The following is a 23,865-nucleotide window of genomic DNA, read 5'->3' on the forward strand; positions in this document are numbered from 1 at the left end:
AGTTTTGAAGAATCTAACACTACAATTACACCAACACTATGGAATATACGAAGCAAACTGCACTATTTGAGGAACTTAATGCAAAAATGGATGGCGAACTTTTTCGTGACATGACTACACGTCTTATTTATGCAACAGATGCTTCTGCTTATAAGGTTCTTCCTCTGGCAGTTTGTTATCCTAAGACAGAAAATGACTTACAACACTTAATTCGGTTTGCATCTGATGAAAATTTAGCACTCATCCCGAGAGCCGCAGGAACATCTTTGGCAGGACAGGTAGTTGGTGATGGAATTGTGGTTGATCTATCAAAACACTTCACTAAAATTATTGAAGTCAACAAAGAGGAAGCATGGGTTCGCGTTCAGCCCGGCGTAATACTCGATGAATTAAACATGTATTTGAAAGATTACGGTTTGTTCTTTGGTCCGGAAACCTCAACAAGCAGTCGTTGCATGCTGGGTGGAATGCTGGGAAATAATTCCTGCGGATCGCATTCAATTATCTATGGAAGTACGCGTGATCACACTATCGAAGTAACCTGTCTGCTAAGCGATGGAAGTAAAGCTGTTTTTTCTCCTTTAAGCAATGAAGAATTTGAACTTAAATGCAATGAAAACAAAGGTTTGGAATCTAAGTTGTATCAGCAAATAAAAAGTATTCTATCATCTGATGAAAATCAGGAAGCAATTGCACGAGAATATCCTGATCCAAAAATAAAAAGAAGAAACACCGGATATTCCATTGATATACTGGCGTCTTCCTCTCCTTTCAATTCAAAGGGAAATGCGTTTAATTTCAGTCAGCTTTTAGCTGGATCAGAAGGAACATTGGCTCTCACAACCGAAATAAAATTAAATCTGGTTCCGGTTCCTCCTAAGGAAAAAGCCTTGATTTGCGCTCATTTTGAAAATCTGGAAGATGCAATTCAAGGCAATCTTATTGCTTTAAAATATCACCCTGGTGCTGTCGAATTAATGGACGATCAGATTCTGAAATTAACGGAAGGAAATATTACACAAGCAAAAAACCGATTCTTTTTGAAAGGAAATCCGGGTGCATTACTCATAATTGAGTTTGCCAGAGAATCAAAAAACGAAATTGATAAAATTGCCCGGGAAATGGAAGCTGAATTTAGAGAACAAAAACTGGGCTATCATTTCCCTATCGTTTCAGGAGCAGATAACATGTCGCGAGTTTGGGATTTACGTAAATCTGCTCTGGGAATTTTATCGAATATGAAAGGTGATGCCAAACCTGTTTCCTTAATTGAAGATACCTCGGTAACTCCTGAAATGTTATACGATTATATTGCCGAATTTAAAGATTTGATGAAAAAGCATGAGATTCAATGCGTATTTCATGCACATATTGGAAGCGGTGAAATTCACATGCGACCTGTGTTGAATTTAAAAGATTCGAAGGATCAGGAAAAATTTCATGCCATTGGTTTGGATTCTGCGAAACTGGTGAAAAAATTCAATGGATCGTTGAGTGGTGAGCATGGTGATGGAAGACTGCGTGGTGAATTTATTTCCATTATGATTGGAGAACAAAACTATCAGCTCTTGCGGGATATCAAACAATGCTGGGATCCCAACAACATCTTTAATCCCGGCAAGATTGTAGATACACCTAAAATGAATACCCATTTGCGTTATGAAGCCGATCAGAAAACGCGCGACATTCAAACTTATTTCGATTTCTCCAACGACATGGGGATTGTTCGTGCTGCAGAACGTTGCAACGGATCCGGTGATTGCAGAAACACGCATATCACCGGCAAAGGAATGTGTCCAAGCTATCAGGCCACACTGGATGAAAAGCTTACCACCAGAGCCCGCGCCAATTTATTTCGTGAATTTCTTACCGATTCAAACAAAATCAATCCATTCAATCACAAGGAATTATACGACATATTGGATTTATGCTTATCGTGTAAGGCTTGTAAATCTGAATGTCCGTCGAGCGTTGATATGGCCAAGCTAAAAGCTGAATTTTTACAACAATATTACGATTCAAATCCAGTTCCTTTTAGAAGTCGGCTAATTGCCAGCATCACAAAAATAAATCAATTGGGTAGTTATGCTCCCAGCCTGTTCAACTATGTGAATCAACATCCCACAATAGGGAAAATTGTAAAAAAGAATCTTGGTTTTGCTGAAGAAAGAAGTATTCCTAAGCTGCACAAAACAACGTTGCGAAAATGGCATTCTTCATCCCAAAAAGAATCTGCTAAAAAGAAAGTATATCTCTTTGCTGATGAATTTACTAACTACAATGATACTCCAATAGGCATCAAAACAATTCAACTGCTTGAACGTCTGAACTATCAGGTTATTATTCCAAAACACTTTGAAAGCGGCAGAACTTATCTATCGAAAGGATTGGTGAAAAAGGCTAAATTCCTGGCAATAAAAAACGTGAACCTGCTTAAAAATCTAATCACGGAAGAATGTCCGCTAATTGGTATTGAACCATCAGCAATACTTACTTTTCGTGATGAGTATCCTGAGTTGGTAACTCCGGATATGATAGAAGATGCTAAAAGACTATCGAAAAACACCTTTACAATTGAAGAGTATTTGTATCAGGAAATGAAAAACGGCAGAATTAAAAAAGAACAATTTACTACAGCAAAAAAAGAAGTAAAATTCCACACACATTGTTATCAGAAAGCTTTAGCCTCATCCTTACCCATAAAAGAGATATTAAGCTTCCCCGAGAACTATAGCGCAACGGAAATTCAATCTGGCTGTTGTGGCATGGCCGGATCGTTTGGTTACGAAAAAGAGCATTACGATTTAAGTAAAAAAGTTGGTGAATTAGTGCTCCTCCCCGAGGTACGAAAAGCACCTAAAACAACACTAATAGCAGCTTCAGGCACCTCCTGCCGTCATCAAATAAAAGATGAAACAGAACGTGAAGCCCTGCATCCGGTTGAAATATTGTTTGATGCCTTAGTTTAATAGAAAACGATCTCTACTTCAAATAATTTAAAAACTCATCTGTATCAAGAACAGTTGCAAACTCTCCGTGCAAACTTGCCAATGCTGTATCGTGAATAAGCTGAGCAGAGAATTTCTCACCATTAACACCAATTTTATCAAAAGCAGCAGTTGCATCTTCAATTAAGTAAGTTTCGTAGCCAAAGTTACCAGCCATTCTTGTCGTAGTAGAAATGCAATGATCTGTGGTCAAGCCAACAATCACTAATTTAGTTATGCCTTTTTCATCAATCAGTTCTTTTAAATTTGTACCAATAAAGGCCGAATTCACATTCTTTTTAATCACAGGTTCACCCTCAATTGGTCTGGTCAATTCCAGGAATTCATTTCCAGGATTACCTTCAACAAAAGGCGAACTTGGTGTAGTAGAACAATGTTTAATGTGAAATAAAGGCAATCCTCTTTCACGCCAGACTTTCAAAATTTCAGCCGCATTTTTTTCTGCTTCAGGATTATTTCTTTCTCCACCCCAATGCTCAATATCTTCAAATCCTTTTTGAAGATCGATTAGCAGAAGTGCTGTTTCATTTGTGATTTTCATGATTCTATCAATAGATTTTCAATTAAAACTGACCATTCATCAGTACTACTTTGCAAACAGCATTGATTCTTCAAAAATACGCAATTCATGCTCACTTGCTTCAATAAAAACATTGATCATATCTTCTTGAAAACATGAATTCACAAAATTTTGCTCCACTATTTCAATAAATGTGTTTAGATATGAATAATATTCATCACCTGAGTAAGTTGAAATAAACTTTTGATATGGATTATTTTCAGTCATTCTTGCAATTATAAAATCACAAACTGCTCCATAAATCCAAAAACAGGGTAATAAGGCTGCACATGCAACTTCATAAGGCGATTCCAATGAATGCTTTAGTAAAAAATCGGAATAATCAGCGAAAGCTTTGGATTGACTTGCTGCTTCCTGAAGTTCGTAATAACCGAGGTATTCTTCTCTTATCACAAGCTCTACTTGAAGACCATCATTTCGCAATTCTTCAAAAAACAATTGATCCTCTGCCACAGTCGCCCGCTTACTTAAATTCCCTAAAGCTTCTGCATCTTTTATAAGATACAATACATCCTGAGTTAAATAATGTGCAAAACATTTTTTTGGCAGTGAACCATCTGCTAGTTCACAAACAAATCGACATGAGGTTATTTCTTGAAATGTAGGATGAACCAGCTCCCAAACTTGCCGGGTAAAAAGGCCTCTTGTTTCCATTACTTCCAGTATTCGTAAAAATGATTCACAGGCCCATTCCCTTCACCAATCCGATAATCAGCCCCAGCCACAATTGCATTGTTAATGTAATTTTTAGCCAACTGTACCGCCATTTGCAAATCGAAACCACGAGCCAGAAAAGCAGCACAAGCTGATGACATTGAACACCCGGTTCCATGAGTATTTCTTGTATTTAACCGTTTGGATTTCATCGATATACTCTCCTGATTTTCAAAATCGTAAAAAACATCAATTAAATCATCATCGTCTAAGTGGCCCGCTTTTAGCAAAACTGAAACCTGAAATAAATTTGCTAATTCCTTGGCGCAAGGAATAAATTCCGATTGAGATTCAATCTTTCGGCCCAATAAAATTTCAGCTTCCGGAACATTCGGTGTTATCACTCTTACTCTTGGAATCAAAAATCTTTTTAGTGTATCAACCGCCTCATCCAACAATAAAACATCACCCGATGTTGCAACCATTACTGGATCCAAAACAATATTCTTTATGCCCTTGTATTGATCCAATACGCTGCAAACAGCAAGAATTGTATTTGAAGAATGCAACATGCCAATTTTTATGGAATCGGCACCAATATCTGAAAGAACTGATTCAATTTGCTCCTGCAAAATCTGATCTGGAACAGCATGAACATTACTCACGCCCAAGGTATTTTGAACTGTTATTGCTGTTATTGCCGTTGCGGCATAGCAACCGCAAGCCGAAATTGATTTAATGTCAGCCTGAATTCCAGCTCCTCCTCCGGAATCACTTCCGGCTATACTTAAAACTCTATTGTATGTTTTCATACATAAATTATATTTGATTTTACAGGCCACTCCTCCATTTCATAGGCACTTTTCCAAAACATCCATTCTAATTTCGACGCCATTACAAAAGCATCAATCATTTTATTTTGATTACATATCGTAGTTCCTTTAGCCAATTCGTTGCAAATGTCAATAGCCAACTCAACCGCTTCCGAAAATTCATCTCCTCCATAAGTATCAATCCAATTTTGGTACTGATTCTCACCAGGTATCTGATTTTCCAAAATATAATCTCCAACTTTTTTATAGATCCAAAAGCATGGCAAAATAGCAGCAACAGCCTCCTCGATCGAAGTTGTTGCCAATTGTTTATGAATATAGCAGGTATACAGCAAACAAGAAGGCGAAGCTTCTACTACTTTCTTCCTGTTTTGCAAATAAAACTGATGCAATGCCTGTTCAACAGCCACCGTATCAAGAGCAAAACTCAAAAAAATCTTTCTATGCTCCGACTTATCTAATTTACAGGCAATACCTGCCAGCACTTTCCCAAATTCAGCCAAATAAATAGAATCCTGCTCCAAATAAAAATTGAATTTTTCCCGTTCAAGCGTACCACTAGTCAATTCCTTTATAAAGGATAAGTTCAATATTTGTGTGTAGATTTCCTCAATTGATTCCCAGGCTTTTGTACTCCAGTCCATTTACTCAATGTGTTCATTCATTATACTATCAATAATCTTTTTTAATTCTCTTGCTGCTTTTTCAGGATATTCCTGCGAAATTATTGCAGAAACAAGAGCAACGCCATCAGCCCCTGCCTCTATAATACTTCCCAAATTATTCTTATTGATCCCGCCAATAGCCACGCATGGATGTTTTGAAAAAGAAGCAATCTCCTTTATCCCATCAAGCCCCAATGGTTTAGCAATATCGCTCTTTGTTTGCGTCGAAAAGACAGGCGATAAACCAATGTAATCTACATCCAAATCATTTGCCTCTCTTGCCTGTTCGATACTCTCCACGGATAATCCAATGATCTTATCGAATCCTAGAATTTTTCTAGCTTCCTTATAGGGCAAATCACTCTGTCCTATATGTAAACCATCCGCATCAACAGCCAAGGCAATATCCAACCTATCATTAACAATTAATGGTACATTGTAAACTTTTAAAATGTGTTTTACCGACATTACCAACTCATAGAATTCTCTAGTCGTCGAATTCTTTTCGCGAATTTGTACCATACTCACGCCTCCTTTAATAGCAGCTTCAATAATCTCTGCAAGAGGTTTCCCGTTCGCAAGGTCACTGTCAGTAACAAGATACAATTTTAGATCTTCCTTTCTCATTGTAAAATACAAGTTGCTTTTTCAATTTCTATTTCAGATAAACTGTACAGACAATCAATAAAATGCATTTGCATACTTCCAGGTCCAATAGACTTAGACGCAGCACATTCGCCAGTAATTCCCATCACCATCATCCCAAATACTGCCGCCTGAAATGTATTGGGATTTGTTGCAGCAAATGCACCCAAAACTGCTGTTGCTGTGCATCCCATTCCAGTAACTCTGGCCATCAATTGATCTCCAAAACCAACCGATTCAACTTTTATTCCATCAGTAATAAAATCAATCTCACCGCTTATAACAACAACACAATTGTTTCCCGATGCCAAAATTTTAGCTGATTCTAAAGCAACATCCGCAGCCACAGAACTATCAACTCCTTTCGTAAGCATTGTTTGATCAACTAAAGCCATTATTTCGGAAGCATTTCCCCTTATTATATTAGGCTTGCACGTTTCAATTATTCGCAAAGCACTAGACGTTCGATAAGGCGTTGCACCTGCACCTACAGGATCGAATACAACAGGTATTTTTCTTTCCCGGGCTTTTTCACCTGCAACAATCATCGATTCAACCCATTCTTCCGATAAAGTTCCCATATTAATTACCAACGCTGAAGCAATATTTACCATATCTTTCACTTCATGCAAGGCATGTGCCATTACTGGAGAAGCACCAATAGCGAGCAGAGCATTTGCAGTCGTATTCATCACTACAAAATTAGTAATATTATGAACCAAGGGAGCTTGCTCTCTGATAGCAGATAAATTTTCAATTAATTTATTACTCATTTTCATAACCGATTAGTTTTTAAGTGCACAAATAGCTACATAATCACCACAATCAAAACCGTTAATTGGTTCTTCAGCCACCAAATTGGAATTTATGGGGTGTTTGGTTAATGTCTGAGCAAATTGAAGATTATTAAAATTGGATTTCTTCAGCATATCCACTTTTTCGGCAGTGGTTCTCCAATTAGCTACTTTCACAAACTCAATAGGATAAGGGTTTCTTGGATGAACTCCTTCTAATAATGGGTGTTCCCAAGTGCCTAACGCTTTTGCCAGATTATACAAAACTCCATAAGAACTTTCTTTGGGAACATCAATAACTACAATTTTACCGCCTGGACGTAGAGCATCGTAAGATTTATTAAATGCTTTTTGTAAATCGCTAATATAGCTTGGCGTACCATTAAACAAAATTGTATCGTAGTTTTCCTTACCTAACTCCATCTCCTCCGCAGTGCTTATGTCCACATTAAGGCCACGTTTCCTAGCTATATCAGCCATTCCTTCCGAAGGTTCAATTCCATTTTTTATCGAAATATTGAATTCTTTTTCAAGAATTGTTTCGAACAAGCCACTTCCACAGCCAACAGAGAATACATCTCCTGCATTTTCAAGAAAATGGGCAACAAGTTTTACTTCTGAATACAATACATTTTCATTTTCCAGAAACCACGCATCGTAATCTGATGCATACTTATTAAATTTAGAACTCATTTGTTATTTTTAATTAGTCAAATAATTAGTTATAATTATCTGCAAAACAAAAGGCTGTAAAAACAGAAAACCGCCTCGTACATAACGAAACGGTTCTATCTAATTACTTAGGCAATTTAAAATCAGACGAATCATTTCCCTACGCTACTATTATGCAGATCAGGTAAAAGGGTAAAGTCTCAGCCCAAATAAATACTCAAGCACCCCTAATGACACGACAAAGGTATTAATATTTTACAATAGAATGTATTAAAAACAAATGATTTTGACTTCTGTTTGTAGTCCTTAACAAATCACCAATCCTCTCTTGAGAATGCATATTTCCTAAGTATTAAATAAGATCTCTGCAGTTGCGGCAACTTCAACCCTTCCTTTGGTTGGAATCAGATCACTCCAAACCCAATTGTAATGTTCAATTACTTTCTCTGCAGATAAATGGGGCCGATCCGCCGTTGTATGCGCATCTTTAACTACAGTAATATTAAAATTCTTAACCAATGCAGATTGAATTGTGGATTCTACACAAAAATCAGTCGCACATCCCGTAATTACCAATTCGCTCACGTTTAGTTCTTTCAATTTCTCCTCCAGATCGGTTTCATAAAAAGAATCATTCGCCGTTTTATATACAACCAAATCTGATTCAGCAATGTTTAGTTCATCCAGAATTTCCCACTCTTCGGTATTCGGCACAAAACAATTCTGTTTCGAACCATTGTGCTGTATATATATTACAGGATTCCCATATTCACGAAATTTAGCGGCCAATTGATTGATTCGCTTTACAACTCGCTCTGTGTCATAACGAGGAGTTGCGGATGTAAACGAGCCTTTTTGCATGTCGATGATTAGAAGAGCACTGGAATTTGTCTGATTTTTTTTCATTTCAACCTGTATTAAAAAAGGATTAATTTAATTTGATAATCAGATTTATTTCTGATTCAAAAAATCACAAACTTTACTAAATACAATATCCAAGCTTTCCTCAATATTCTGGGATTCCTGCTTATTCATTGGGAATGGATTTTCATGTGAATATGAATATGGAAAATCAAGCTCTTCTACAGTAATATTAATATCTCTGGAGGCTCCTTTCAAGGTATTTTCAATCTCGTAAGTCGGAAAAACAGAATCTCCTTTCAAGGCAATCGCGTAAATCTGATTTTCGGCTTTTTTAAACAAAGCTTCTCTAAAATGTCTCATATTCTTGTATTCCAACATGGTGTGAAACACCTTCCCTTCCATGTGATCTTCTTCAATGTAATGATGCAGAAGATTATCTTTCTTTAAAAAACTGCTGAAATGCTCAACCAGATAAGAATACAAGGTAACATTAACTTCACTATCCAGAATAAATTTAGAAACAGGAGACAAACGATTAAATACAGCACCACTGCAAAACAAACACAATTTTGTTTCACTAAAATAATTTTTGTGGTTTGTTAACTTCAGAATTTCAGCCAAAAAACCTCCAATAGAGTATGCAAAAATATCAAAACTAAAATCCTTATCTATTAGTTCATGCTTGCCGCTTTTACACTCTTCAATAAATTGAATGATATCGTAATAGGTTTGTAAACCCGACCAAATAAATCTTTGCGGCATGGAATGAAGGCGCATGCTGATGGCTACATTCGATAATGAGGAACCAATAATATTTGGAAATTGGGCTTTTCGTTTTTTACTCAATTCAAACATTGCCTTTTTATCGCTCCAGTGCTTTGGTGCACGCTGCATATGAAATGCAATCGGAAAAAAGACAACTGCACTCTTTGTTTTCTCACAAATAGCTTGTCCCCATGGCAAATATTTATCCCACGTTTTTTCATTAAAGCCATGAAAGATAAATGTTAGTTTTTCTATTTTACAATCCCCTTTTGGTTTTAAAATATTATAGCTGAAGTTTTTATTTTCCTCAACAACAACATCATTCATATGCACATCATCCTGTATTTCACCAATTTCGTTTTGGGCAAACATGTTCTCGATAAGATCCAACTTATGACTTTCACAATAATAGTTGGTTTTACCCGGTAAAATATCGTGTGCTAAAGAATGAAATTGATACTCTCTAAATTCCATCCCGTCAAACTCTGACTCTACACCATCAAAGGCCAATTCTAATTTTTGACATCGATCAACATATGACATAATAATAAACTTTAATGAATTGATATAGATTGCTGAAAACAATCAGCCATATTCTGTTAGCAAAATTCGAATTTACAAAAACACCGCTGATTAACAAAAAACAATCCGGTAATTAGATATACTTCTTAATTTTTTCTGATTATTTTTACAATTACGAAACAAAAAACCACTCCAAATCAAAATTATATGTACCAGAAAGACTTTATCATGCGAATGCTTGAAATGATTGCTGATTTAATCGCTCTCCTTTTAGGTTTAATTAAAAAAGGAGACTTATCGCAAGCTCATAAATTATTAGAGAATGCTTATCGTGATTTTCTGAAAGAAGATGCTTCATTCTTTAGAAATCTCCCAAAAGAAAAACTTACCGAAGATTTGCTTACAAAGCACAATTACACAAATAGTCATTTAAAGATATTATCGGAGCTCTTTTTTGCTGAGGCAGAATTGAATATTGCAAAAGGCGATAAAGTGAATGGCTTAAATTATTACGAAAAATCGTTATTACTGCTGGAATTTACAGAAAAAGATTCCAATACTTTTTCGCTAAGCAACGAATCTAAAATCAAATCACTAAAAGAGAAAATTTATATATCAATGCAGTAAAACATGAAATTTAATCTTCAAGAAAACGACCTTAAGTCAATCGATTGTAATCATAGCATTAATTTTAATTAGAATCTTTTTGTGAAAAAATAAGACGTGATATATTTCACGTCTTACTGTTAACCTTCCAAATGACTGCTCACTTTTAATAAAATACATATCCTTCTAATCACAGGAATAAAAACACAAGCCAAAATCCCCCTACTTTGTTCACTGATTTTCTCCATTATAAAATCAGCAATACCATTCTTTTTTCTCATATATGTTGAAGAAGCATACTAATATTTGAATAATATTTTTGGAAAAGCCTACATTTGCCTGTTATCAAAGCAATTTTTTAATCAATGAGCTTTTCAAATAAAGAGACAAAGGCCGATATAGCCTTGAAATACTTTCACAAACCGCCTGGTTATTACAACTGCGCTCAGGCAATCTACAAAGCTTTTCAGGAAGAGTTTAGGATTACCAATGATGAGATAAATGAGTGCTCGAAATATGGCAATGGAAAAGCAAAGGGCGGCAATTGCGGAGCTTATCATGCTGCTTTGGAATTACTGAAAGACAAGCCTGAATTATTAGCAGAATTCACCAGACGTTTTCAAGAAAAATCAGAACACCTAACCTGTTTCGACATCAAGTTCAACTACAGCATTTCCTGCAAAAATTTGGTGCGCCTGGCATCCGATCTACTCGAAGAATTAACGCCATTATCTTCCAATAACTAATGGAACCGATCAAAGTTACCGCCGCAATACTCATTAAAAACGGGAAGATATTTGTTGCTCAACGAAGTAAGGATGACGAATTATCCGGCAAATGGGAATTCCCGGGTGGTAAAATTGAATCTGATGAAACACCTCAGGAATGCCTAAAGAGAGAACTGTTTGAAGAATTTGGAATTGAAACAAAAATTCTTGACTATTTTGGAGAAAGCATATTTGATTATGGCAACAAGCCAATTCATTTGCTTAGCTACTTTGCTGAGCATCTGTCGGGTGAATTAATCCTTCAAGTTCATCAAAATTACAAATGGATTGAGCCTGGAGAATTAGATAAAATTGACTGGGCGGCGGCTGATATTGAATTGGCAAAACAATTAAAACAGAAATTAACCGAACATTAGCTCATCCACCGATTTCTTTAAAAAATCTCTTGAATAGTAGTCCTCATCCACAATTTCATCATTCCATACAACAATATCTAAATCAATTATACGCGGACCAAATTTTGGAAGACTCCTGTCCCTTCCCATCTTATCCTCCAATTGTTTCAAATACAAATTGAATTCCTCACGGCAGTGATGGGTTCTTAGCCTCACAGCTCCATTAATAAAATCCTCTTGATTGGTAATTCCAATCGGCGCTGTTCTAATCCATTTGGAATGTTTTTTCAGCAAATGATCTTTCGACAGAAGACACAGCATCTTTCGAATGTTTTCTGTTGGATTAATATTCGATCCTATACCTACTATACAATCGTTCATTACATATTGATTTAGTGAAATTTCAGTTTAAGTAACACCCTTTCTGTAAGCCTCCAATTCAATCGACACAGATTCTGCAAAACGCAAAGCATGAGGTTTATCCACCTCTACTTTTGCCCACTCCACTTGGGGATTCATCAAAATTACATCCAGCACTTGCCGGGTCAAATTCTCCAACATTTTAAATTTACCTTCCTGCACAAGCACAATCACCTTTTTTGTTATTGTTTTGTAATTGTATGAATTCTCAACATCATCATTAGCTATAGCATTGTCTACATCCGCCTTAATGGTCATATTAATCACAACATCTTGTTTGTTACGCAATTCGTCCTCATTAAAACCAATATAAGTTCTAATCAACAAATTTTTCACACGAATAATTGCCATATATCTAATTTATAAGAGTTGTTCACCTCCGTCGCAGTACAAAATCTGTCCGGTTAGGTTCTGATTTGCCAATATATAATCCAATGATTGCAAAATGGGTTCAATTCCACCGGAAATTTTCATTGGCGTTTTTTCTGCAAGCCTCTGTAAATACTCTTCTCCCTTATCCACCGGAGGAAGAGTGGCTCCGGGAGCTATACCATTGACCCTAATTTTTGGTGCGAATTCAAGTGCAGCCATTTTTGTTAAATGAGCCAGTCCAACTTTCGACAAACTGTAAGCCGCATACAAATTTGAATAGCTTGCAATTCGAGTATCCAACAGATTTATAATCAATCCACTTTCACTATTCATAGCATAATCCCTTGACAGGATAAAAGGGGCTAATAAATTCACATTCATCTGATCCTGAAACAATTTTACCGAAGTCTCTTGAATTACTCCTGGATCGAAAACAGATGCATTATTTATTAATACATCAATCTTCTCAAAATGTAACAAAACCTTATCAATTAACCGATCTGTGTCTTGAGCAGAATTCAAATCACTTTTAAAAATTTTGAATTTTTGTTCCGGATACTTATTCACCAAATCTGTTTGTAACGAAATTGCATCATTTTTAGACGAATTGTAGTGAATGGCAATACTAAAACCATTCTTTGCCATATGCATGGCAATAGATTTTCCAATTCGCTTTGCAGCACCAGTTATTAAAGCAGTTTTACAGGTCATTTTTTCAATCGTTATCATCTAAAGTTAACGAATATCTTTCCTGATAAAAAGTTTATGATAAAATTTTTTCTGATTCTGAAATTAAATTTATTCCTGTTATTAATTGTAATAAAATAAGTAGAATCTGTATTTTGCATTCAAATTGCCAATCAGTGAAAATACCGATTAGCCAATGAAAATTGATATGACTAAAATCGAAATAGAAGAAGAACTAAAACAAATTTGTCCATCTCTTTGCCTGGGCATTATTCAATGCAGGGTAAACACGAAAGAAGAATGTCCGGATCTATGGCAGGTAATTAATGAAAAAACAGTAAACATTCAACAAAATCTGGCCATTTCAGGAATTGTAGATATCCCAAGTATTAATAGTTCAAAAAAAGGATACCGGGCAGTTGGAAAAGACCCCAGCAGGTATCGCTTGTCCGCAGAATCTTTGTTACGAAGAATTGTAAATGGGAAAGGATTGTACAAAATAAATAATGTGGTAGATTTATTAAATTTGGTGTCTATTACAAGTGGGTTTTCAATTGGCGGATACAATGCTGACAAAATAGAAGGTGTTGTTCGCTTTGGCATTGGAAAAGCTGACGAAGCCTACGAAGGAATCGGACGAGGATCTTTAAATATAGATAAACTGCCCGTTTTCAGAGATAATCTGGGTGCATTTGGAAGTCCTACAAGCGATTCTTTACGAACCCAAATTGATGAAAATTGTCAAACCTTTCTCATGATCATTATTAGTTTTCAGGCTGATAAAGCTTTGCCGGAAGCTATGGATTTAGCAATTGATCTGTTAAAAAAACATGCAGAGGCTGAAGAAATTCATTCTGTGATACTATAAAAATAATAAAGCCTGCTAAACTATTCAGCAGGCTTTACTTTTATTTGTCTGTATTGTGATCAATTACTGAAGTACAAAATTTATCACAACGGAATAAGAAACTTTCACCGGCTTTCCTCTTTGCTTACCTGGTTGAAATTTGGGTAAATTTCGAATTACACGCAGAGCTTCCTGATCCAATGAAGGGTCAATTCCCCTAAGCAATTCTACTTTTGAAATACTCCCGTCTTTCCCAACAATAAAACTAACAAAAACCCTTCCTGTTATCCCATTTTCCTGTGCAATAACAGGATATCTGATACTCGAATTGATGTGTCTGTACAATTCCAAATTACCTTCAACATTGTTTTTGCAGATATCAGGCCTAAATATTGGCATTTCCTCTACAATCACGAAAATTTTCGCTTCATCGTCAACTTCTTCCTCAACAAATACTTCTTGTGGAGCGATTTCAAATTCAGTTTCCTGATTCAAATTTTCCTCAACAATTTCAATTTCATTTTCTAACTCGGTATTATTTTCAACAATCGTAATTACATCTGTTAATTGAATTTTTGGTGGTAATTTGGGTTTTTCTTTAATTTCTTCCTGTCTGGTAATTGGAATTATTTCTTCATCCAATTTTAAATCAACCAAATTTCTAATTTCAACAACCTCTCTTACTTTTGTAGGCCATTCAAAAGATATTAAAGTTAATGCTAAGGCCATAACCAACCCAATTTCAAAAAACAATGATTTTCGTTTTTCCAAATCAGCATTTGGATTCTTTTTGGGAATCATAGCTAAACATTTTAAATATTAAAGTACAGTATCAGCAGTGACAATAAACTAAACATCACCAAAATATCTAATAATGCTTAGCTTAAGTCCACAGAAGAGGATGAGTTCAAAGAACGCTTTATAATTAAATATACGGATTTAAGCTGTAATAGTTGCAAACTTCCGAATACTTATGTACAACTAAAACCTATTGCAAAACAAAATTAATATAGCCTGAGAACCAAACCGGTACTTTTTTATTAAATTGTTTGCCAGGTTTAAATTTTGGTAAATTCTGTACCACACGAACAACTTCTTCATCCAATAAAGGATCCACTTTACGAGTCACCTGGATATTTGATATGTTCCCTTCACTTGTAACAACAAATTTCACAAATACTTTTCCGTAAATATTAGACTCCTGCGCTGCTATCGGATACCTAACCATTCTTTGCATGGTGATAAACAAATCTTTGCACCCTTCTTCATAGGTTTTATTTTTTTGTGGATTAAAGATTGGCATCTCCTCTACGCTTACAAAAGGACTCATTTCTTCTGATATTTCCTCTTCATAGGCTGGTTGTTCCAATATTTCCTCGTTCGGATCTCCAAACGAATCCTCAGGAATATATTCCTCTTCAGGCTCTTCTTCAATCACCAGCAGGTCAATTAATTCTATTTTTCTGACTTTTGGCGGCTCCATTTTTTTCTCCGGTTCACGAAAAGTTACTGCTGTCAATTCTTCCATATCATCAATCGAATCAAATACAAAATCTTCCGGTTCATTCATTGGCACTTTGTATTCGAAGGCCATTAGCACAAATAAGAAACTAATTATGAAACCAAATTGTAAGAACAGAACTCTTTTCTTCTCTAAATTATATCGGGGGTTCTTTTTCACTTGCATAATCATGAGTTTTTTGGTGAGACATTTAATGGTTTTTTATGCACACGAAAACTAAATTGTTAGTTATACGATTCAAAAAAAAGGATCTATTGCAATACAAACGAAATGTACCCGCTGAACCAAACACTTACAGGTTTGTTTCTTTGCATTCCCGGTTTAAATTTGGGCAGGCTTTGTACAACACGAATTGCTTCTTTATCCAGAGAAGGATCAACAGGTCTCATTACTTGAATCTGTTCGATATTTCCTGTTTTAGTAACTACAAATCGAACATACACCTTTCCTTCAATTCCATTTTCCTGAGCCACAATAGGATATTTGGTCATTTTCTGCATAGTTATAAACAAATCTTTTAATCCTTCATCATAGGTATTATTCTTTTTGGGATTAAATATTGGCATTTGCTCTACCCTTACAAATGGCACATCTTCAACATCTTCCTCGATATCCTCTTTTACATCTGTAATAACATAGGAATCATCTTCACTAATATCAGAATCCTTGATATCCAGATCAGGTACATCATCATCATCTTCTACTAAAGTTAATTCTGTTAAAATCATTTCTTTAATTTTAGGAACTTCTTTTGGTTGAGGTTTATCCTGCACGGTTATGGGAATAATTTCGTCCATTTCTTCAAGAACATCAAAATCCAGATCTGCCGTTTTTCCAACCGGGGTTTTATACTCAAAAGCCATTAATACAATTATAAGACTTAAAAAGAATCCGATTTGTAAAAATAAACCTCGTTTTTTTTCCAAATCATAGCGGGGGCTTTTCTTAACTTCCATAATAAAGGGTTTTTGGTTAGACAATATAAATTGGTTTGTTTTTATTCCTAAGAAATTAGTTTTATAACTAATTTCTTAGTTAATATACGTAAAAAAATTTATTAGTTCAAAGAAAAACGAATAGGAATTGTATATTTAACCTCAACTTTTTTTCCGTGCTGCTCGCCGGGCACCCAATTAGGCATGCTGTTAATAACACGTAAGGCTTCCTTATTTAATTCAATATTTGCTCCTTTTATTACTTTCGCCTTCGCAACACTACCATCAGTTCTCACAACAAACTGGACAAAAACCTGACCTTCGTAGCCCTGTTCAGCAGCCAAAACAGGATATTGAATTTTTCTTGCAATATATTTTCTCAAATTGCCATTTGCCTCAGTAAACTGCGGCATTTTCTCTACTACAACATATTCTTTGCTCTTATTCACATTAGCTTTAAGAATATTTTCCAGATGATAGTCGGATGAATTCTTAATTCTTGAATACAAAGGATCCGGCGACTCAACAGGTTTATCGATTAAATCCTTTAATTGAAAATTAATAGGAACAGTATATGCAATATTCACAAATTCTCCATCTTTCTTTCCTGGGTTCCATTTAGGAAGAGATGATACAACCCGTAAAGCTTCGCGATCTAGTAAGGGATTAACTTTTCTTGCCAAAGCTGCATTAACAACTCTGCCTTCTTTATTAACCACAAAAGAAACAAACACACGACCTTCAATTTGCTTAGTTTGAGCAAGCTTAGGATATTTAACATGTTTTGCCAGGTATTTTTGAAGGGCGATTACACCACCCGGAAAAACAGGCATTTCGTCAGTTATCGTCTTTATTTCTTCAGGGCTGATTGTTTCTTTATACTCCAGCTTATTAATTTTGTGAGTGACTAATTGCGGTGAGAATTCATATTTTGTTTCTGAATAAAAATTTGCCGGCTCGCTTCGTAAGGAAGAAAAGATATTCAAGTCCATCGGCAGCAACTCTTTAAATGAGAATTCAGTATCTAACTTTTCTTCCTCCTTAATTGTAAAAGCAAAAGCTGATAACAGAACCACAAAAATTGGTATAATAAGCAAGAGTTTTACCAAAGCAATTCTGGGTGTTTTTATTCTGCCCAACATCGAGATTCTTTTTTTCAGTGTTGACTGCCCAAAATTATTGGCCAAACGAAACAAATCACCACCCGCAAATTGATTCACAATATGCATTTTGTACTCATTCGCATTCACGGCTCCATTTACAACCTTATCATCGGCTAAATATTCATGCACTTCCTGAATTGATGATTTATAAAACCAAACGACAGGATTCATCCAAAAAATTACTGTGAGAATTTCAATCATCAGTAAATCGAAGGTATGAAGCTGATCGACATGCACCCTTTCGTGAGCTAATATGGATGTAAAATTGGTCTTTTGGTAATCAGCCTTACTGATAAAAACAGAATTCAAAAAAGAAAAAGGAGGATAATCATCATTCATGATCACCAGCCGAAGTCCCTTTTCACGCAGAATCTTACTGCTTTTTGTCCAGGAAAATAACTGGAATAGATTTTTAAAAAATCGGATCGAAAAAAGAAATACTCCCAAAATATACACTACACCTAAGTATTGGTACCATGTAAGAGCTTTTTTTACTGTTGCCGTAACAACAACCTCTTCGAGCATATTGCTGTTTAAATACTGCTGCGAAGCTAAAACCACGGCATCTAATACATGAAATGAATTTTCAATCGTACTCTTGGGTTCGGGCTGAAAAGGTATTTCCAAAGTTGGAATTAATATCGAGGCAAGTAATGTAAGCAAAAGGAACACACGGTTAACTCTAAAAAAGGTATCCCTTTTTAGAAACAACCAATACAGGGCATAAAAAAAAGCCATGCATATTGCCGATTGCAAAAAATATAAGATTATGCCTGTAATCATTTACTATTAGCTTATCTACTTTGCTTTTTTATTTGCTCTTCAACCATTCTTTTCACCTCTTCCAATTCCGATAAACTCACTTGCTCTTCCTTAGCGAAAAATGAAACCATATCTCGATAAGAGTTCGAAAAATAATTACGAACGAAACCCTTCATAAATTTTCGGGTATATTCCTTTTTTCCCATTAATGGAAAGTACTGATGACTTTTGCCGTAAGCAATATGACTCACAAATCCTTTCTTCTCAAGAATTCGTGTAATGGTGGATATGGTATTATAAGCAGGTTTGGGTTCTGGTATTTTTTCTATAATTTCCTTCACAAATGCATTTTCCAGATCCCATAGGATTTGCATCACTTGTTCTTCTGCCCTAGTTAATTCTTTCATTTATTTTATTTTAGGATGGTTTCCAAAGATAAATATATAACTATAAGTTTAGTTTTACAAGTGCCCGAAAGTACATTATTGCCACAAAACAACAATTCACTATTAATCAGACATATATTTTGTGTATTTTAGCTTATTTGAAATGAATCTGCATCCAAAAGAACCGGAAATTTACTTCTGAATTCATTTAATGAATCTAAATTTAATTGCAGACTAACAATTTCTTCGGTGTAATCGGCACATTTTCCAACAAGTTGACCTTTTGCGTTAAAAAGAGCTGAATCTCCGGCATAAGAAAGTCCCAAACCATCAAATCCTATTCGATTCACTCCAACAACAAACGACTGATTTTCTATTGCCCGTGCTTTCAAAAGCGTATTCCAAACCTCTCTTCGGGCTTCGGGCCAATTGGCAACATACAGCAAAATGTCATAATCATTCTGATTACGGCTCCATACCGGAAAACGTAAATCATAACAAACAAAAGGACATATTCTCCATTTTCCCAAATTGAAGACAACCCGCTCACTGCCACTTGAAAAGTGGTGATGCTCCTCTCCCATTCTAAACAAATGACGCTTATCGTACGAACAAATAATTTTCCTTCCATCAACACAGTACAAACGGTTAAAATATTCGCCGTTTTCCTCTACAATTATACTTCCTAGAAGAACCGAATTTAACTCTCCGGCTTGATTTTTCATCCAGTCAAGAGTCATTTTGGCTTTTGGCGAAATCAGGCTTTTATCTTCCATCATAAAGCCTGACGAGAACATCTCAGGCAGAACAATTAAATCAGTCTGATTTTTTAGAGGTAAAAGCAGATTCGAAATTCTATTCAAATTCCCTTCTACATTTCCCCAATCCAAATTCAATTGTACTAAACTAATTTTCAGAGTATAAGACATCTTATTCTTTTGGTTACAATCCTGTTGTAAAATTCGCCGGATATTTAGGCTTACAATTGATATACTTGCTTTTAATCTTAATCATATCCTTCTCTACATCGCCCGTTGGATAAAAAGCCTCACCACAAGTTAAGGTTTTTTCCTCGTAGTTAATTTCAGCCAGATAAATTGGAACATTTGCCTTTAGTGCGATATAATAAAAACCTTTTTTCCACTCAGTACGAAGGCTGCGGCTCCCTTCCGGTGCAATTGACAAATACAAAGACTCACGACTCGCAAATTCTTTAACCAGTTCATCAGTCATATTGCCTTTTGTTGAACGATTAACAGGAATTACTCCCCACGATTTCCAGATGTACTTAAGAGGAAAAACGAACATCTCTTTTTTCATTAATACCTTTGTAGGAATATTATAAGATAAAAAAGCAAGCTTTCCCCAAACAAAATCCCAGTTGGAAGTGTGCGGAACCGCAATCACAACAGCCTTCTTAACCTGCGGTATATCTCCAATATATTTCCACCCAAACAATTGCATTAGTAGCTTACTAATTTTAGCCTTCATAGTCTCCCGTATTTGATCGTGATGCAAAACAATCAATTCTTTACTAACAAAACAATACCAATTCAATTTATTTTAACAGAAAAATATCTTGTGAAGCTCCGTAAATCTCAATAAAAACTATTATTTTGTAAAAAATCCAAATAAGCTTTAAGACTAATTCCAACTCCATAAATCATAATCGTTTTGACTTTTATACAAAAAGATACTCTCTTTTCAAGTAAATGGTTTTATAATTATACCATTCTTATTTTCGGTGCATTTGTTGTTGCTGCCGGATTTGTTTTTTTTATCATTCCTCATGGGATTGTACCGGGGACGGTCTATGGTTTAGGTATTGTCATTAATAAACTGACAATTGGGTTATTTCCTCACGGCATTTTTGGCACATTAAATCCTGCTGATTACAATGGCTTTTTCTCAGGTGTACTCTATCAATTCATGGATTATTCGAATGACTTGTTTCGAAAATACGGTGGAGGTATTCCCGTTGGATTAGCCAGTTTGGCTATAAACATTCCTTTGTGCTTTATTGGCATAAAACTATTGGGGCCCCGTTTCGGTGTTAAAACCTTTATATCATTCATTTTGTGCGCATTATTTATAGATATTGTAAGTACTTGGTGGGGATTTATTCCATTAGTAGATGATGTGCTGCTATCCTGTATTTTTGGAGGAATCTTTATTGGTTTTGGTTTAGGCCTGATAATTAAAGCAAGAGCAAGTTCTGTCGGAACAGATATTATCGCCATGATTGGTGCAAAATATACCGGACTTCCCCTTGGTCAACTAGTTATTTATGTTGATTCCCTGATTATTTTAAGTTGTTTATACATTAAAATGGATTGGCAGATTCCATTGTATTCATGGATCGTACTTTTTATTATTGGAAAAGTTACTGATATCACCTTGCAGGGTTCTGCTTACGAAAAAGCATTATTTATTATTTCTGATAAACATGAAGAAATCAGAGCCAAAATCACCAATGATTTCAATCTTAACGGGACCATTATAAAAGGCAGCAGAACACTCGATTTAAAAGAAAAATCGATAATTTTCATCGTTGTAAACAGAAGAGAATTGTCGATGCTGCAGGATTACATCCACTCTATTGACCCAATTGCGTTTGTTTCGGTAATGGAAACCAATGAAATTTTAGGCAAAGGTTTTAAATCGCTTACCGATCGTTTGGAATAAAATCACCCGGTTAACTTTAAGTACTTATGAAAGATTTAATAAAATTACTCAACCAGCACAAAGATCTTGCCTTAGCAACAGTTAATGATCAAGGAAGTCCTAAGGTAAGAATCTTTCGAATTATGCAATTGAATGAACAGGAATTGTTTTTTTCCACCGCAAAAAACAAAGAAGTATACCTGCAATTGAAAGAAAACCCAAAAGTTGAAATGGTGAGCTGGCACGATAAAGTTTCCATTCGTGTGGCAGGCAAAGCATTCTTCGATGTATCTGATGAAATGCAACAGAAAATATTCGAAGAGAGTAAAACCCTTCAAGAAATTTACTTGTCGGTTGACAATCCGAATTTAACTTTTTTTAGAGTGAAAATAGAATGGGCCGAATTATTTGATTTGAATTCAATTCCTCCCCGAAGAGAATTTTTCGATGAAGCAGACATCACCTCTACTTTGTGATTGTTACAAATCCTTTTTATTTCTCACTTAAAAATTCCAAAGAAAGAACTTCGCCAATTCCTCTTCTGCATTTCTTTTATTTCCAAAAGTAATTGATCGGAACAGCTGGATGGCATAGGTTCATTACCCATTTTTAAAAACAACTGAAAAAGCTCTCTGTCAGCATCCGTTACATCAGACAAATCCATTCTCGAAAAATACAGTCGAAGCTGTTCTTCTTCTTTTAATGTTGACTTGCCGGAATAGTACTTAAATAAAACTTCATTGTTTTTAAAATCTGCCAAGGTACCATTTAGATCTATTCTCGCTCTAAGAACTTTTCTTACCACCGACAGAATAGATTGTACATTATTTATTCCTAAGCCCACAACAATTGAGATATCATCCATGCGTAACCGAACCATAGAGCGCAAACACATTACTTCGGCTTGTAAGGGCGATAAATCCTGAGTTAGAGAACAGAAATGAGTTAAAACCGGATTGGTATCCGCTAATAAATTATTCGTGCAGCCTACAGACATTCTTTTCTCAAAACCAGAAGCTTTAAGTCTTGCCAACTTTCTTGCAATCTTAAACACATAAATCATATCGGTATGGCTAAATTTCTTTCGCTCCTTCCAACATTCTTCAATTGTTAAGCTTACTACCTCAAGAGTCTCCTCCTGATTTCTCAATAAACAATATACGTAATAGTAAATCTTATCCGCACTGGAGAAGATAAACGTATTAAAATGTGATTTATCCATTTATTGTAGTAGTGATTGTGGATTGCAATTAAATTATCACAATCGTGAAAGTATACTGCCAGCATTTATAAAGGTTACGGGGCTGGTCAAAAACAAATGGATGTTCATCAAAACACCCATTTGTTACACTGTACTATTTTAAAGGAGAATCAGGCTCTTTAGCCATATGATTATAGGTTAGCTTTTCCAATAATGAAGGAAACCATTTTTTAAGCCATACGGTTAATTTCCCTTCCATAAATGTCATGATCAGTTCACGCTTTCGTTTCACTACTGCAATGGCAATTAAGCGCGCACATTCCTCGGCACTCATCATTTTACTTTCGTCGCGGGGGGTTTCACCCTGCATCGATCCATCAGCCGTTAGGGCAACATTTCGAACATTTGAGGCTGTGAAACCTGGTGCAGCTACCAATACATGAACACCGGTTTTTAGATTTTCGACCCGTAAGGTATCCAGAAATCCGCGAATGGCATATTTTGATGCCGAATATCCCGATCGGGCAGGCAAACCAATATAACCCGCAATTGAAATTACTCCTACAACCGATCCTTTTGATTTGGTAATGTATGGCATTGCAAATTTGGTACAGTAAACCGTTCCCCAAAAATTAACATCCATTAAATTTTTGATGACCGACAAATCCAAATCAGTAAAAAGAGCTCTCATCGAAATTCCTGCGTTGTTTATCAGTACATCTACTCCACCAAATCGATTTACAGTCTCTGTTATCAGATTTTTACAATCTTCTTCAACACTTACATCCGTTTTAACGGTTAAAACCTCATTTCCCAAAGCCAGAATACTTTCTTCCACTTCTTTTAGTTTTTCGAGATTTCTTGCGGCCAAAACAATTTTAGATCCACGGGAAGCAAATTCTAAAGCCAATGCCTTTCCTATTCCAGAAGAAGCTCCTGTAATCACAACAATTTTTTGTTTCATGAAAGAGATATATTAACAGATTATAAGAAGCAGGAAGTAATTCCTGTTATTTTTTCAGCGACTACAAATTTAAAAATATTTTAATAGACATTATTCCTAATTAGAAATATAGTTTTGTTTATTTGTTTTTAACTTCGGATACTTCCATCGTCTGATAGAAACTCTCAAATTTTGTAGCCCACATGCTATTTCCATTACGACGTCATGGAAA

28 protein-coding genes and 1 riboswitch are annotated in these 23,865 nt (G+C 35.5%); of the genes, 7 read left to right on the forward strand and 21 right to left on the reverse strand.

Annotation, left to right across the window (positions count from 1 at the left end; translation table 11 throughout):
* Positions 1 to 38 precede the first annotated feature (38 nt).
* Complete coding sequence (locus BZG01_RS04700; protein WP_101308674.1) at positions 39 to 2,969, forward strand: FAD-binding and (Fe-S)-binding domain-containing protein; 2,931 nt, start codon at positions 39 to 41, stop codon at positions 2,967 to 2,969.
* Positions 2,970 to 2,982: 13 nt separating this feature from the next.
* Here BZG01_RS04700 and BZG01_RS04705 read toward each other — a convergent pair whose 3' ends face one another.
* From BZG01_RS04705 to BZG01_RS04745, 9 genes are all read right to left on the reverse strand, one after another.
* The gene (locus BZG01_RS04705) at positions 2,983 to 3,549 is read right to left on the reverse strand and encodes a cysteine hydrolase family protein (protein ID WP_101308675.1); all 567 of its coding nucleotides are present in this window, start codon (positions 3,547 to 3,549) and stop codon (positions 2,983 to 2,985) included.
* Positions 3,550 to 3,594: 45 nt separating this feature from the next.
* Entirely contained in the window at positions 3,595 to 4,242 is a 648-nt protein-coding gene (locus BZG01_RS04710) for a TenA family protein (RefSeq protein ID WP_101308676.1), read from the reverse strand.
* Positions 4,242 to 5,054, reverse strand: coding sequence for a bifunctional hydroxymethylpyrimidine kinase/phosphomethylpyrimidine kinase (gene thiD, locus BZG01_RS04715; protein ID WP_101308677.1), 813 nt, complete (start codon positions 5,052 to 5,054; stop codon positions 4,242 to 4,244). The genes BZG01_RS04710 and thiD overlap by 1 nt, the downstream gene beginning before the upstream one ends.
* Positions 5,051 to 5,719, reverse strand: coding sequence for a thiaminase II (tenA, locus tag BZG01_RS04720; protein ID WP_101308678.1), 669 nt, complete (start codon positions 5,717 to 5,719; stop codon positions 5,051 to 5,053). The genes thiD and tenA overlap by 4 nt, the downstream gene beginning before the upstream one ends.
* A complete protein-coding gene (gene thiE / locus BZG01_RS04725) occupies positions 5,720 to 6,367 on the reverse strand; it encodes a thiamine phosphate synthase (protein ID WP_101308679.1) in 648 nt (215 codons plus the stop codon).
* The gene (gene thiM / locus BZG01_RS04730) at positions 6,364 to 7,158 is read right to left on the reverse strand and encodes a hydroxyethylthiazole kinase (RefSeq protein WP_245870259.1); all 795 of its coding nucleotides are present in this window, start codon (positions 7,156 to 7,158) and stop codon (positions 6,364 to 6,366) included. Before thiM ends, thiE begins: the two co-directional genes overlap by 4 nt.
* Positions 7,159 to 7,170: 12 nt before the next feature.
* The gene (locus tag BZG01_RS04735) at positions 7,171 to 7,872 is read right to left on the reverse strand and encodes a class I SAM-dependent DNA methyltransferase (protein ID WP_101308681.1); all 702 of its coding nucleotides are present in this window, start codon (positions 7,870 to 7,872) and stop codon (positions 7,171 to 7,173) included.
* 119 nt (positions 7,873 to 7,991) lie between these two features.
* A riboswitch (TPP riboswitch) is annotated at positions 7,992 to 8,090 on the reverse strand.
* 106 nt (positions 8,091 to 8,196) lie between these two features.
* A complete protein-coding gene (locus BZG01_RS04740; protein ID WP_101308682.1) occupies positions 8,197 to 8,757 on the reverse strand; it encodes a cysteine hydrolase family protein in 561 nt (186 codons plus the stop codon).
* A 45-nt stretch (positions 8,758 to 8,802) separates the two neighbouring features.
* Positions 8,803 to 10,023: a DUF6051 family protein gene (locus BZG01_RS04745; RefSeq protein ID WP_101308683.1), complete on the reverse strand. Its 1,221-nt coding sequence runs from the start codon at positions 10,021 to 10,023 to the stop codon at positions 8,803 to 8,805.
* A gap of 186 nt (positions 10,024 to 10,209) precedes the next feature.
* Here BZG01_RS04745 and BZG01_RS04750 point away from each other — a divergent pair, with 186 nt between their 5' ends.
* From BZG01_RS04750 to BZG01_RS04760, 3 genes are all read left to right on the forward strand, one after another.
* Positions 10,210 to 10,629 (forward strand): hypothetical protein, encoded by a 420-nt coding sequence (locus tag BZG01_RS04750; protein WP_143470834.1) that lies wholly within the window; start codon positions 10,210 to 10,212, stop codon positions 10,627 to 10,629.
* Between the two features lie 344 nt (positions 10,630 to 10,973).
* The gene (locus BZG01_RS04755; protein ID WP_101308685.1) at positions 10,974 to 11,354 is read left to right on the forward strand and encodes a C-GCAxxG-C-C family (seleno)protein; all 381 of its coding nucleotides are present in this window, start codon (positions 10,974 to 10,976) and stop codon (positions 11,352 to 11,354) included.
* Positions 11,354 to 11,752, forward strand: a complete 399-nt coding sequence (locus BZG01_RS04760; RefSeq protein ID WP_101308686.1) for a (deoxy)nucleoside triphosphate pyrophosphohydrolase — start codon at positions 11,354 to 11,356, stop codon at positions 11,750 to 11,752. Before BZG01_RS04755 ends, BZG01_RS04760 begins: the two co-directional genes overlap by 1 nt.
* Here the strand turns inward: BZG01_RS04760 and folK are convergent.
* From folK to BZG01_RS04775, 3 genes are read right to left on the reverse strand one after another with little or no spacing between them, the layout of a single operon-like run.
* Positions 11,738 to 12,112 carry a 2-amino-4-hydroxy-6-hydroxymethyldihydropteridine diphosphokinase gene (gene folK, locus BZG01_RS04765; protein ID WP_101308687.1) on the reverse strand — a complete coding sequence of 125 codons (375 nt, stop codon included), beginning with the start codon at positions 12,110 to 12,112 and terminating at the stop codon, positions 11,738 to 11,740. The two genes, BZG01_RS04760 and folK, sit on opposite strands and share 15 nt — an antisense overlap.
* 27 nt (positions 12,113 to 12,139) lie before the next feature.
* Positions 12,140 to 12,502 (reverse strand): dihydroneopterin triphosphate 2'-epimerase, encoded by a 363-nt coding sequence (folX, locus tag BZG01_RS04770; protein ID WP_101308688.1) that lies wholly within the window; start codon positions 12,500 to 12,502, stop codon positions 12,140 to 12,142.
* A 9-nt stretch (positions 12,503 to 12,511) separates the two neighbouring features.
* The gene (locus BZG01_RS04775; protein ID WP_180327221.1) at positions 12,512 to 13,234 is read right to left on the reverse strand and encodes an SDR family NAD(P)-dependent oxidoreductase; all 723 of its coding nucleotides are present in this window, start codon (positions 13,232 to 13,234) and stop codon (positions 12,512 to 12,514) included.
* 184 nt (positions 13,235 to 13,418) lie between these two features.
* On the opposite strand from BZG01_RS04775, the gene BZG01_RS04780 reads away from it, so the two are divergent.
* The gene (locus BZG01_RS04780) at positions 13,419 to 14,078 is read left to right on the forward strand and encodes a B3/B4 domain-containing protein (protein ID WP_245870261.1); all 660 of its coding nucleotides are present in this window, start codon (positions 13,419 to 13,421) and stop codon (positions 14,076 to 14,078) included.
* 63 nt (positions 14,079 to 14,141) lie between these two features.
* On the opposite strand, the gene BZG01_RS04785 is transcribed toward BZG01_RS04780, so the two are convergent.
* From BZG01_RS04785 to BZG01_RS04815, 7 genes are all read right to left on the reverse strand, one after another.
* The gene (locus BZG01_RS04785; RefSeq protein ID WP_101308690.1) at positions 14,142 to 14,858 is read right to left on the reverse strand and encodes an energy transducer TonB; all 717 of its coding nucleotides are present in this window, start codon (positions 14,856 to 14,858) and stop codon (positions 14,142 to 14,144) included.
* 187 nt (positions 14,859 to 15,045) lie between these two features.
* Positions 15,046 to 15,744, reverse strand: a complete 699-nt coding sequence (locus tag BZG01_RS04790; protein WP_180327222.1) for an energy transducer TonB — start codon at positions 15,742 to 15,744, stop codon at positions 15,046 to 15,048.
* Positions 15,745 to 15,830: 86 nt separating this feature from the next.
* Positions 15,831 to 16,535 (reverse strand): energy transducer TonB, encoded by a 705-nt coding sequence (locus BZG01_RS04795; protein ID WP_101308692.1) that lies wholly within the window; start codon positions 16,533 to 16,535, stop codon positions 15,831 to 15,833.
* A gap of 101 nt (positions 16,536 to 16,636) precedes the next feature.
* Positions 16,637 to 18,340 (reverse strand): M56 family metallopeptidase, encoded by a 1,704-nt coding sequence (locus BZG01_RS04800; protein ID WP_180327223.1) that lies wholly within the window; start codon positions 18,338 to 18,340, stop codon positions 16,637 to 16,639.
* A gap of 131 nt (positions 18,341 to 18,471) precedes the next feature.
* On the reverse strand, positions 18,472 to 18,846 hold the full coding sequence (locus tag BZG01_RS04805; RefSeq protein WP_101262091.1) for a BlaI/MecI/CopY family transcriptional regulator: 375 nt from the start codon (positions 18,844 to 18,846) through the stop codon (positions 18,472 to 18,474).
* A 128-nt stretch (positions 18,847 to 18,974) separates the two neighbouring features.
* Positions 18,975 to 19,754 (reverse strand): amidohydrolase, encoded by a 780-nt coding sequence (locus BZG01_RS04810; RefSeq protein ID WP_218973004.1) that lies wholly within the window; start codon positions 19,752 to 19,754, stop codon positions 18,975 to 18,977.
* A gap of 13 nt (positions 19,755 to 19,767) precedes the next feature.
* The gene (locus tag BZG01_RS04815) at positions 19,768 to 20,316 is read right to left on the reverse strand and encodes a 1-acyl-sn-glycerol-3-phosphate acyltransferase (RefSeq protein WP_101308694.1); all 549 of its coding nucleotides are present in this window, start codon (positions 20,314 to 20,316) and stop codon (positions 19,768 to 19,770) included.
* Positions 20,317 to 20,499: 183 nt separating this feature from the next.
* Here BZG01_RS04815 and BZG01_RS04820 point away from each other — a divergent pair, with 183 nt between their 5' ends.
* Both BZG01_RS04820 and BZG01_RS04825 read left to right on the forward strand, forming a co-directional pair.
* Positions 20,500 to 21,510 (forward strand): YitT family protein, encoded by a 1,011-nt coding sequence (locus BZG01_RS04820; RefSeq protein WP_101308695.1) that lies wholly within the window; start codon positions 20,500 to 20,502, stop codon positions 21,508 to 21,510.
* A 26-nt stretch (positions 21,511 to 21,536) separates the two neighbouring features.
* On the forward strand, positions 21,537 to 21,965 hold the full coding sequence (locus BZG01_RS04825; protein ID WP_101308696.1) for a pyridoxamine 5'-phosphate oxidase family protein: 429 nt from the start codon (positions 21,537 to 21,539) through the stop codon (positions 21,963 to 21,965).
* A 23-nt stretch (positions 21,966 to 21,988) separates the two neighbouring features.
* Here the strand turns inward: BZG01_RS04825 and BZG01_RS04830 are convergent, their stop codons facing one another.
* A complete protein-coding gene (locus BZG01_RS04830; RefSeq protein WP_101308697.1) occupies positions 21,989 to 22,711 on the reverse strand; it encodes an RNA polymerase sigma factor in 723 nt (240 codons plus the stop codon).
* A gap of 133 nt (positions 22,712 to 22,844) precedes the next feature.
* Entirely contained in the window at positions 22,845 to 23,654 is an 810-nt protein-coding gene (locus BZG01_RS04835) for an SDR family oxidoreductase (protein ID WP_101308698.1), read from the reverse strand.
* Positions 23,655 to 23,865: the final 211 nt, after the last annotated feature.

It is taken from the genome of Labilibaculum manganireducens, assembly GCF_002843385.1.
Taxonomy (GTDB): domain Bacteria; phylum Bacteroidota; class Bacteroidia; order Bacteroidales; family Marinifilaceae; genus Labilibaculum; species Labilibaculum manganireducens.

Coding starts and splice junctions, on each gene's coding strand:
- BZG01_RS04835 (WP_101308698.1), bottom strand. CDS start 23,654: ATGAAACAAAAAATTGTTGTGATTACAGGAGCTTCTTCTGGAATAGGA.
- BZG01_RS04735 (WP_101308681.1), bottom strand. CDS start 7,872: ATGAGTTCTAAATTTAATAAGTATGCATCAGATTACGATGCGTGGTTT.
- BZG01_RS04785 (WP_101308690.1), bottom strand. CDS start 14,858: ATGATTCCCAAAAAGAATCCAAATGCTGATTTGGAAAAACGAAAATCA.
- BZG01_RS04805 (WP_101262091.1), bottom strand. CDS start 18,846: ATGAAAGAATTAACTAGGGCAGAAGAACAAGTGATGCAAATCCTATGG.
- BZG01_RS04775 (WP_180327221.1), bottom strand. CDS start 13,234: ATGACCTGTAAAACTGCTTTAATAACTGGTGCTGCAAAGCGAATTGGA.
- BZG01_RS04815 (WP_101308694.1), bottom strand. CDS start 20,316: ATGAAGGCTAAAATTAGTAAGCTACTAATGCAATTGTTTGGGTGGAAA.
- thiD (WP_101308677.1), bottom strand. CDS start 5,054: ATGAAAACATACAATAGAGTTTTAAGTATAGCCGGAAGTGATTCCGGA.
- thiM (WP_245870259.1), bottom strand. CDS start 7,158: ATGAGTAATAAATTAATTGAAAATTTATCTGCTATCAGAGAGCAAGCT.
- BZG01_RS04710 (WP_101308676.1), bottom strand. CDS start 4,242: ATGGAAACAAGAGGCCTTTTTACCCGGCAAGTTTGGGAGCTGGTTCAT.
- BZG01_RS04790 (WP_180327222.1), bottom strand. CDS start 15,744: ATGCAAGTGAAAAAGAACCCCCGATATAATTTAGAGAAGAAAAGAGTT.
- thiE (WP_101308679.1), bottom strand. CDS start 6,367: ATGAGAAAGGAAGATCTAAAATTGTATCTTGTTACTGACAGTGACCTT.
- BZG01_RS04705 (WP_101308675.1), bottom strand. CDS start 3,549: ATGAAAATCACAAATGAAACAGCACTTCTGCTAATCGATCTTCAAAAA.
- BZG01_RS04700 (WP_101308674.1), top strand. CDS start 39: ATGGAATATACGAAGCAAACTGCACTATTTGAGGAACTTAATGCAAAA.
- BZG01_RS04795 (WP_101308692.1), bottom strand. CDS start 16,535: ATGGAAGTTAAGAAAAGCCCCCGCTATGATTTGGAAAAAAAACGAGGT.
- folX (WP_101308688.1), bottom strand. CDS start 12,502: ATGGCAATTATTCGTGTGAAAAATTTGTTGATTAGAACTTATATTGGT.
- folK (WP_101308687.1), bottom strand. CDS start 12,112: ATGAACGATTGTATAGTAGGTATAGGATCGAATATTAATCCAACAGAA.
- BZG01_RS04810 (WP_218973004.1), bottom strand. CDS start 19,754: ATGTCTTATACTCTGAAAATTAGTTTAGTACAATTGAATTTGGATTGG.
- BZG01_RS04830 (WP_101308697.1), bottom strand. CDS start 22,711: ATGGATAAATCACATTTTAATACGTTTATCTTCTCCAGTGCGGATAAG.
- BZG01_RS04780 (WP_245870261.1), top strand. CDS start 13,419: ATGACTAAAATCGAAATAGAAGAAGAACTAAAACAAATTTGTCCATCT.
- BZG01_RS04760 (WP_101308686.1), top strand. CDS start 11,354: ATGGAACCGATCAAAGTTACCGCCGCAATACTCATTAAAAACGGGAAG.
- BZG01_RS04825 (WP_101308696.1), top strand. CDS start 21,537: ATGAAAGATTTAATAAAATTACTCAACCAGCACAAAGATCTTGCCTTA.
- BZG01_RS04750 (WP_143470834.1), top strand. CDS start 10,210: ATGTACCAGAAAGACTTTATCATGCGAATGCTTGAAATGATTGCTGAT.
- BZG01_RS04755 (WP_101308685.1), top strand. CDS start 10,974: ATGAGCTTTTCAAATAAAGAGACAAAGGCCGATATAGCCTTGAAATAC.
- BZG01_RS04740 (WP_101308682.1), bottom strand. CDS start 8,757: ATGAAAAAAAATCAGACAAATTCCAGTGCTCTTCTAATCATCGACATG.
- tenA (WP_101308678.1), bottom strand. CDS start 5,719: ATGGACTGGAGTACAAAAGCCTGGGAATCAATTGAGGAAATCTACACA.
- BZG01_RS04745 (WP_101308683.1), bottom strand. CDS start 10,023: ATGTCATATGTTGATCGATGTCAAAAATTAGAATTGGCCTTTGATGGT.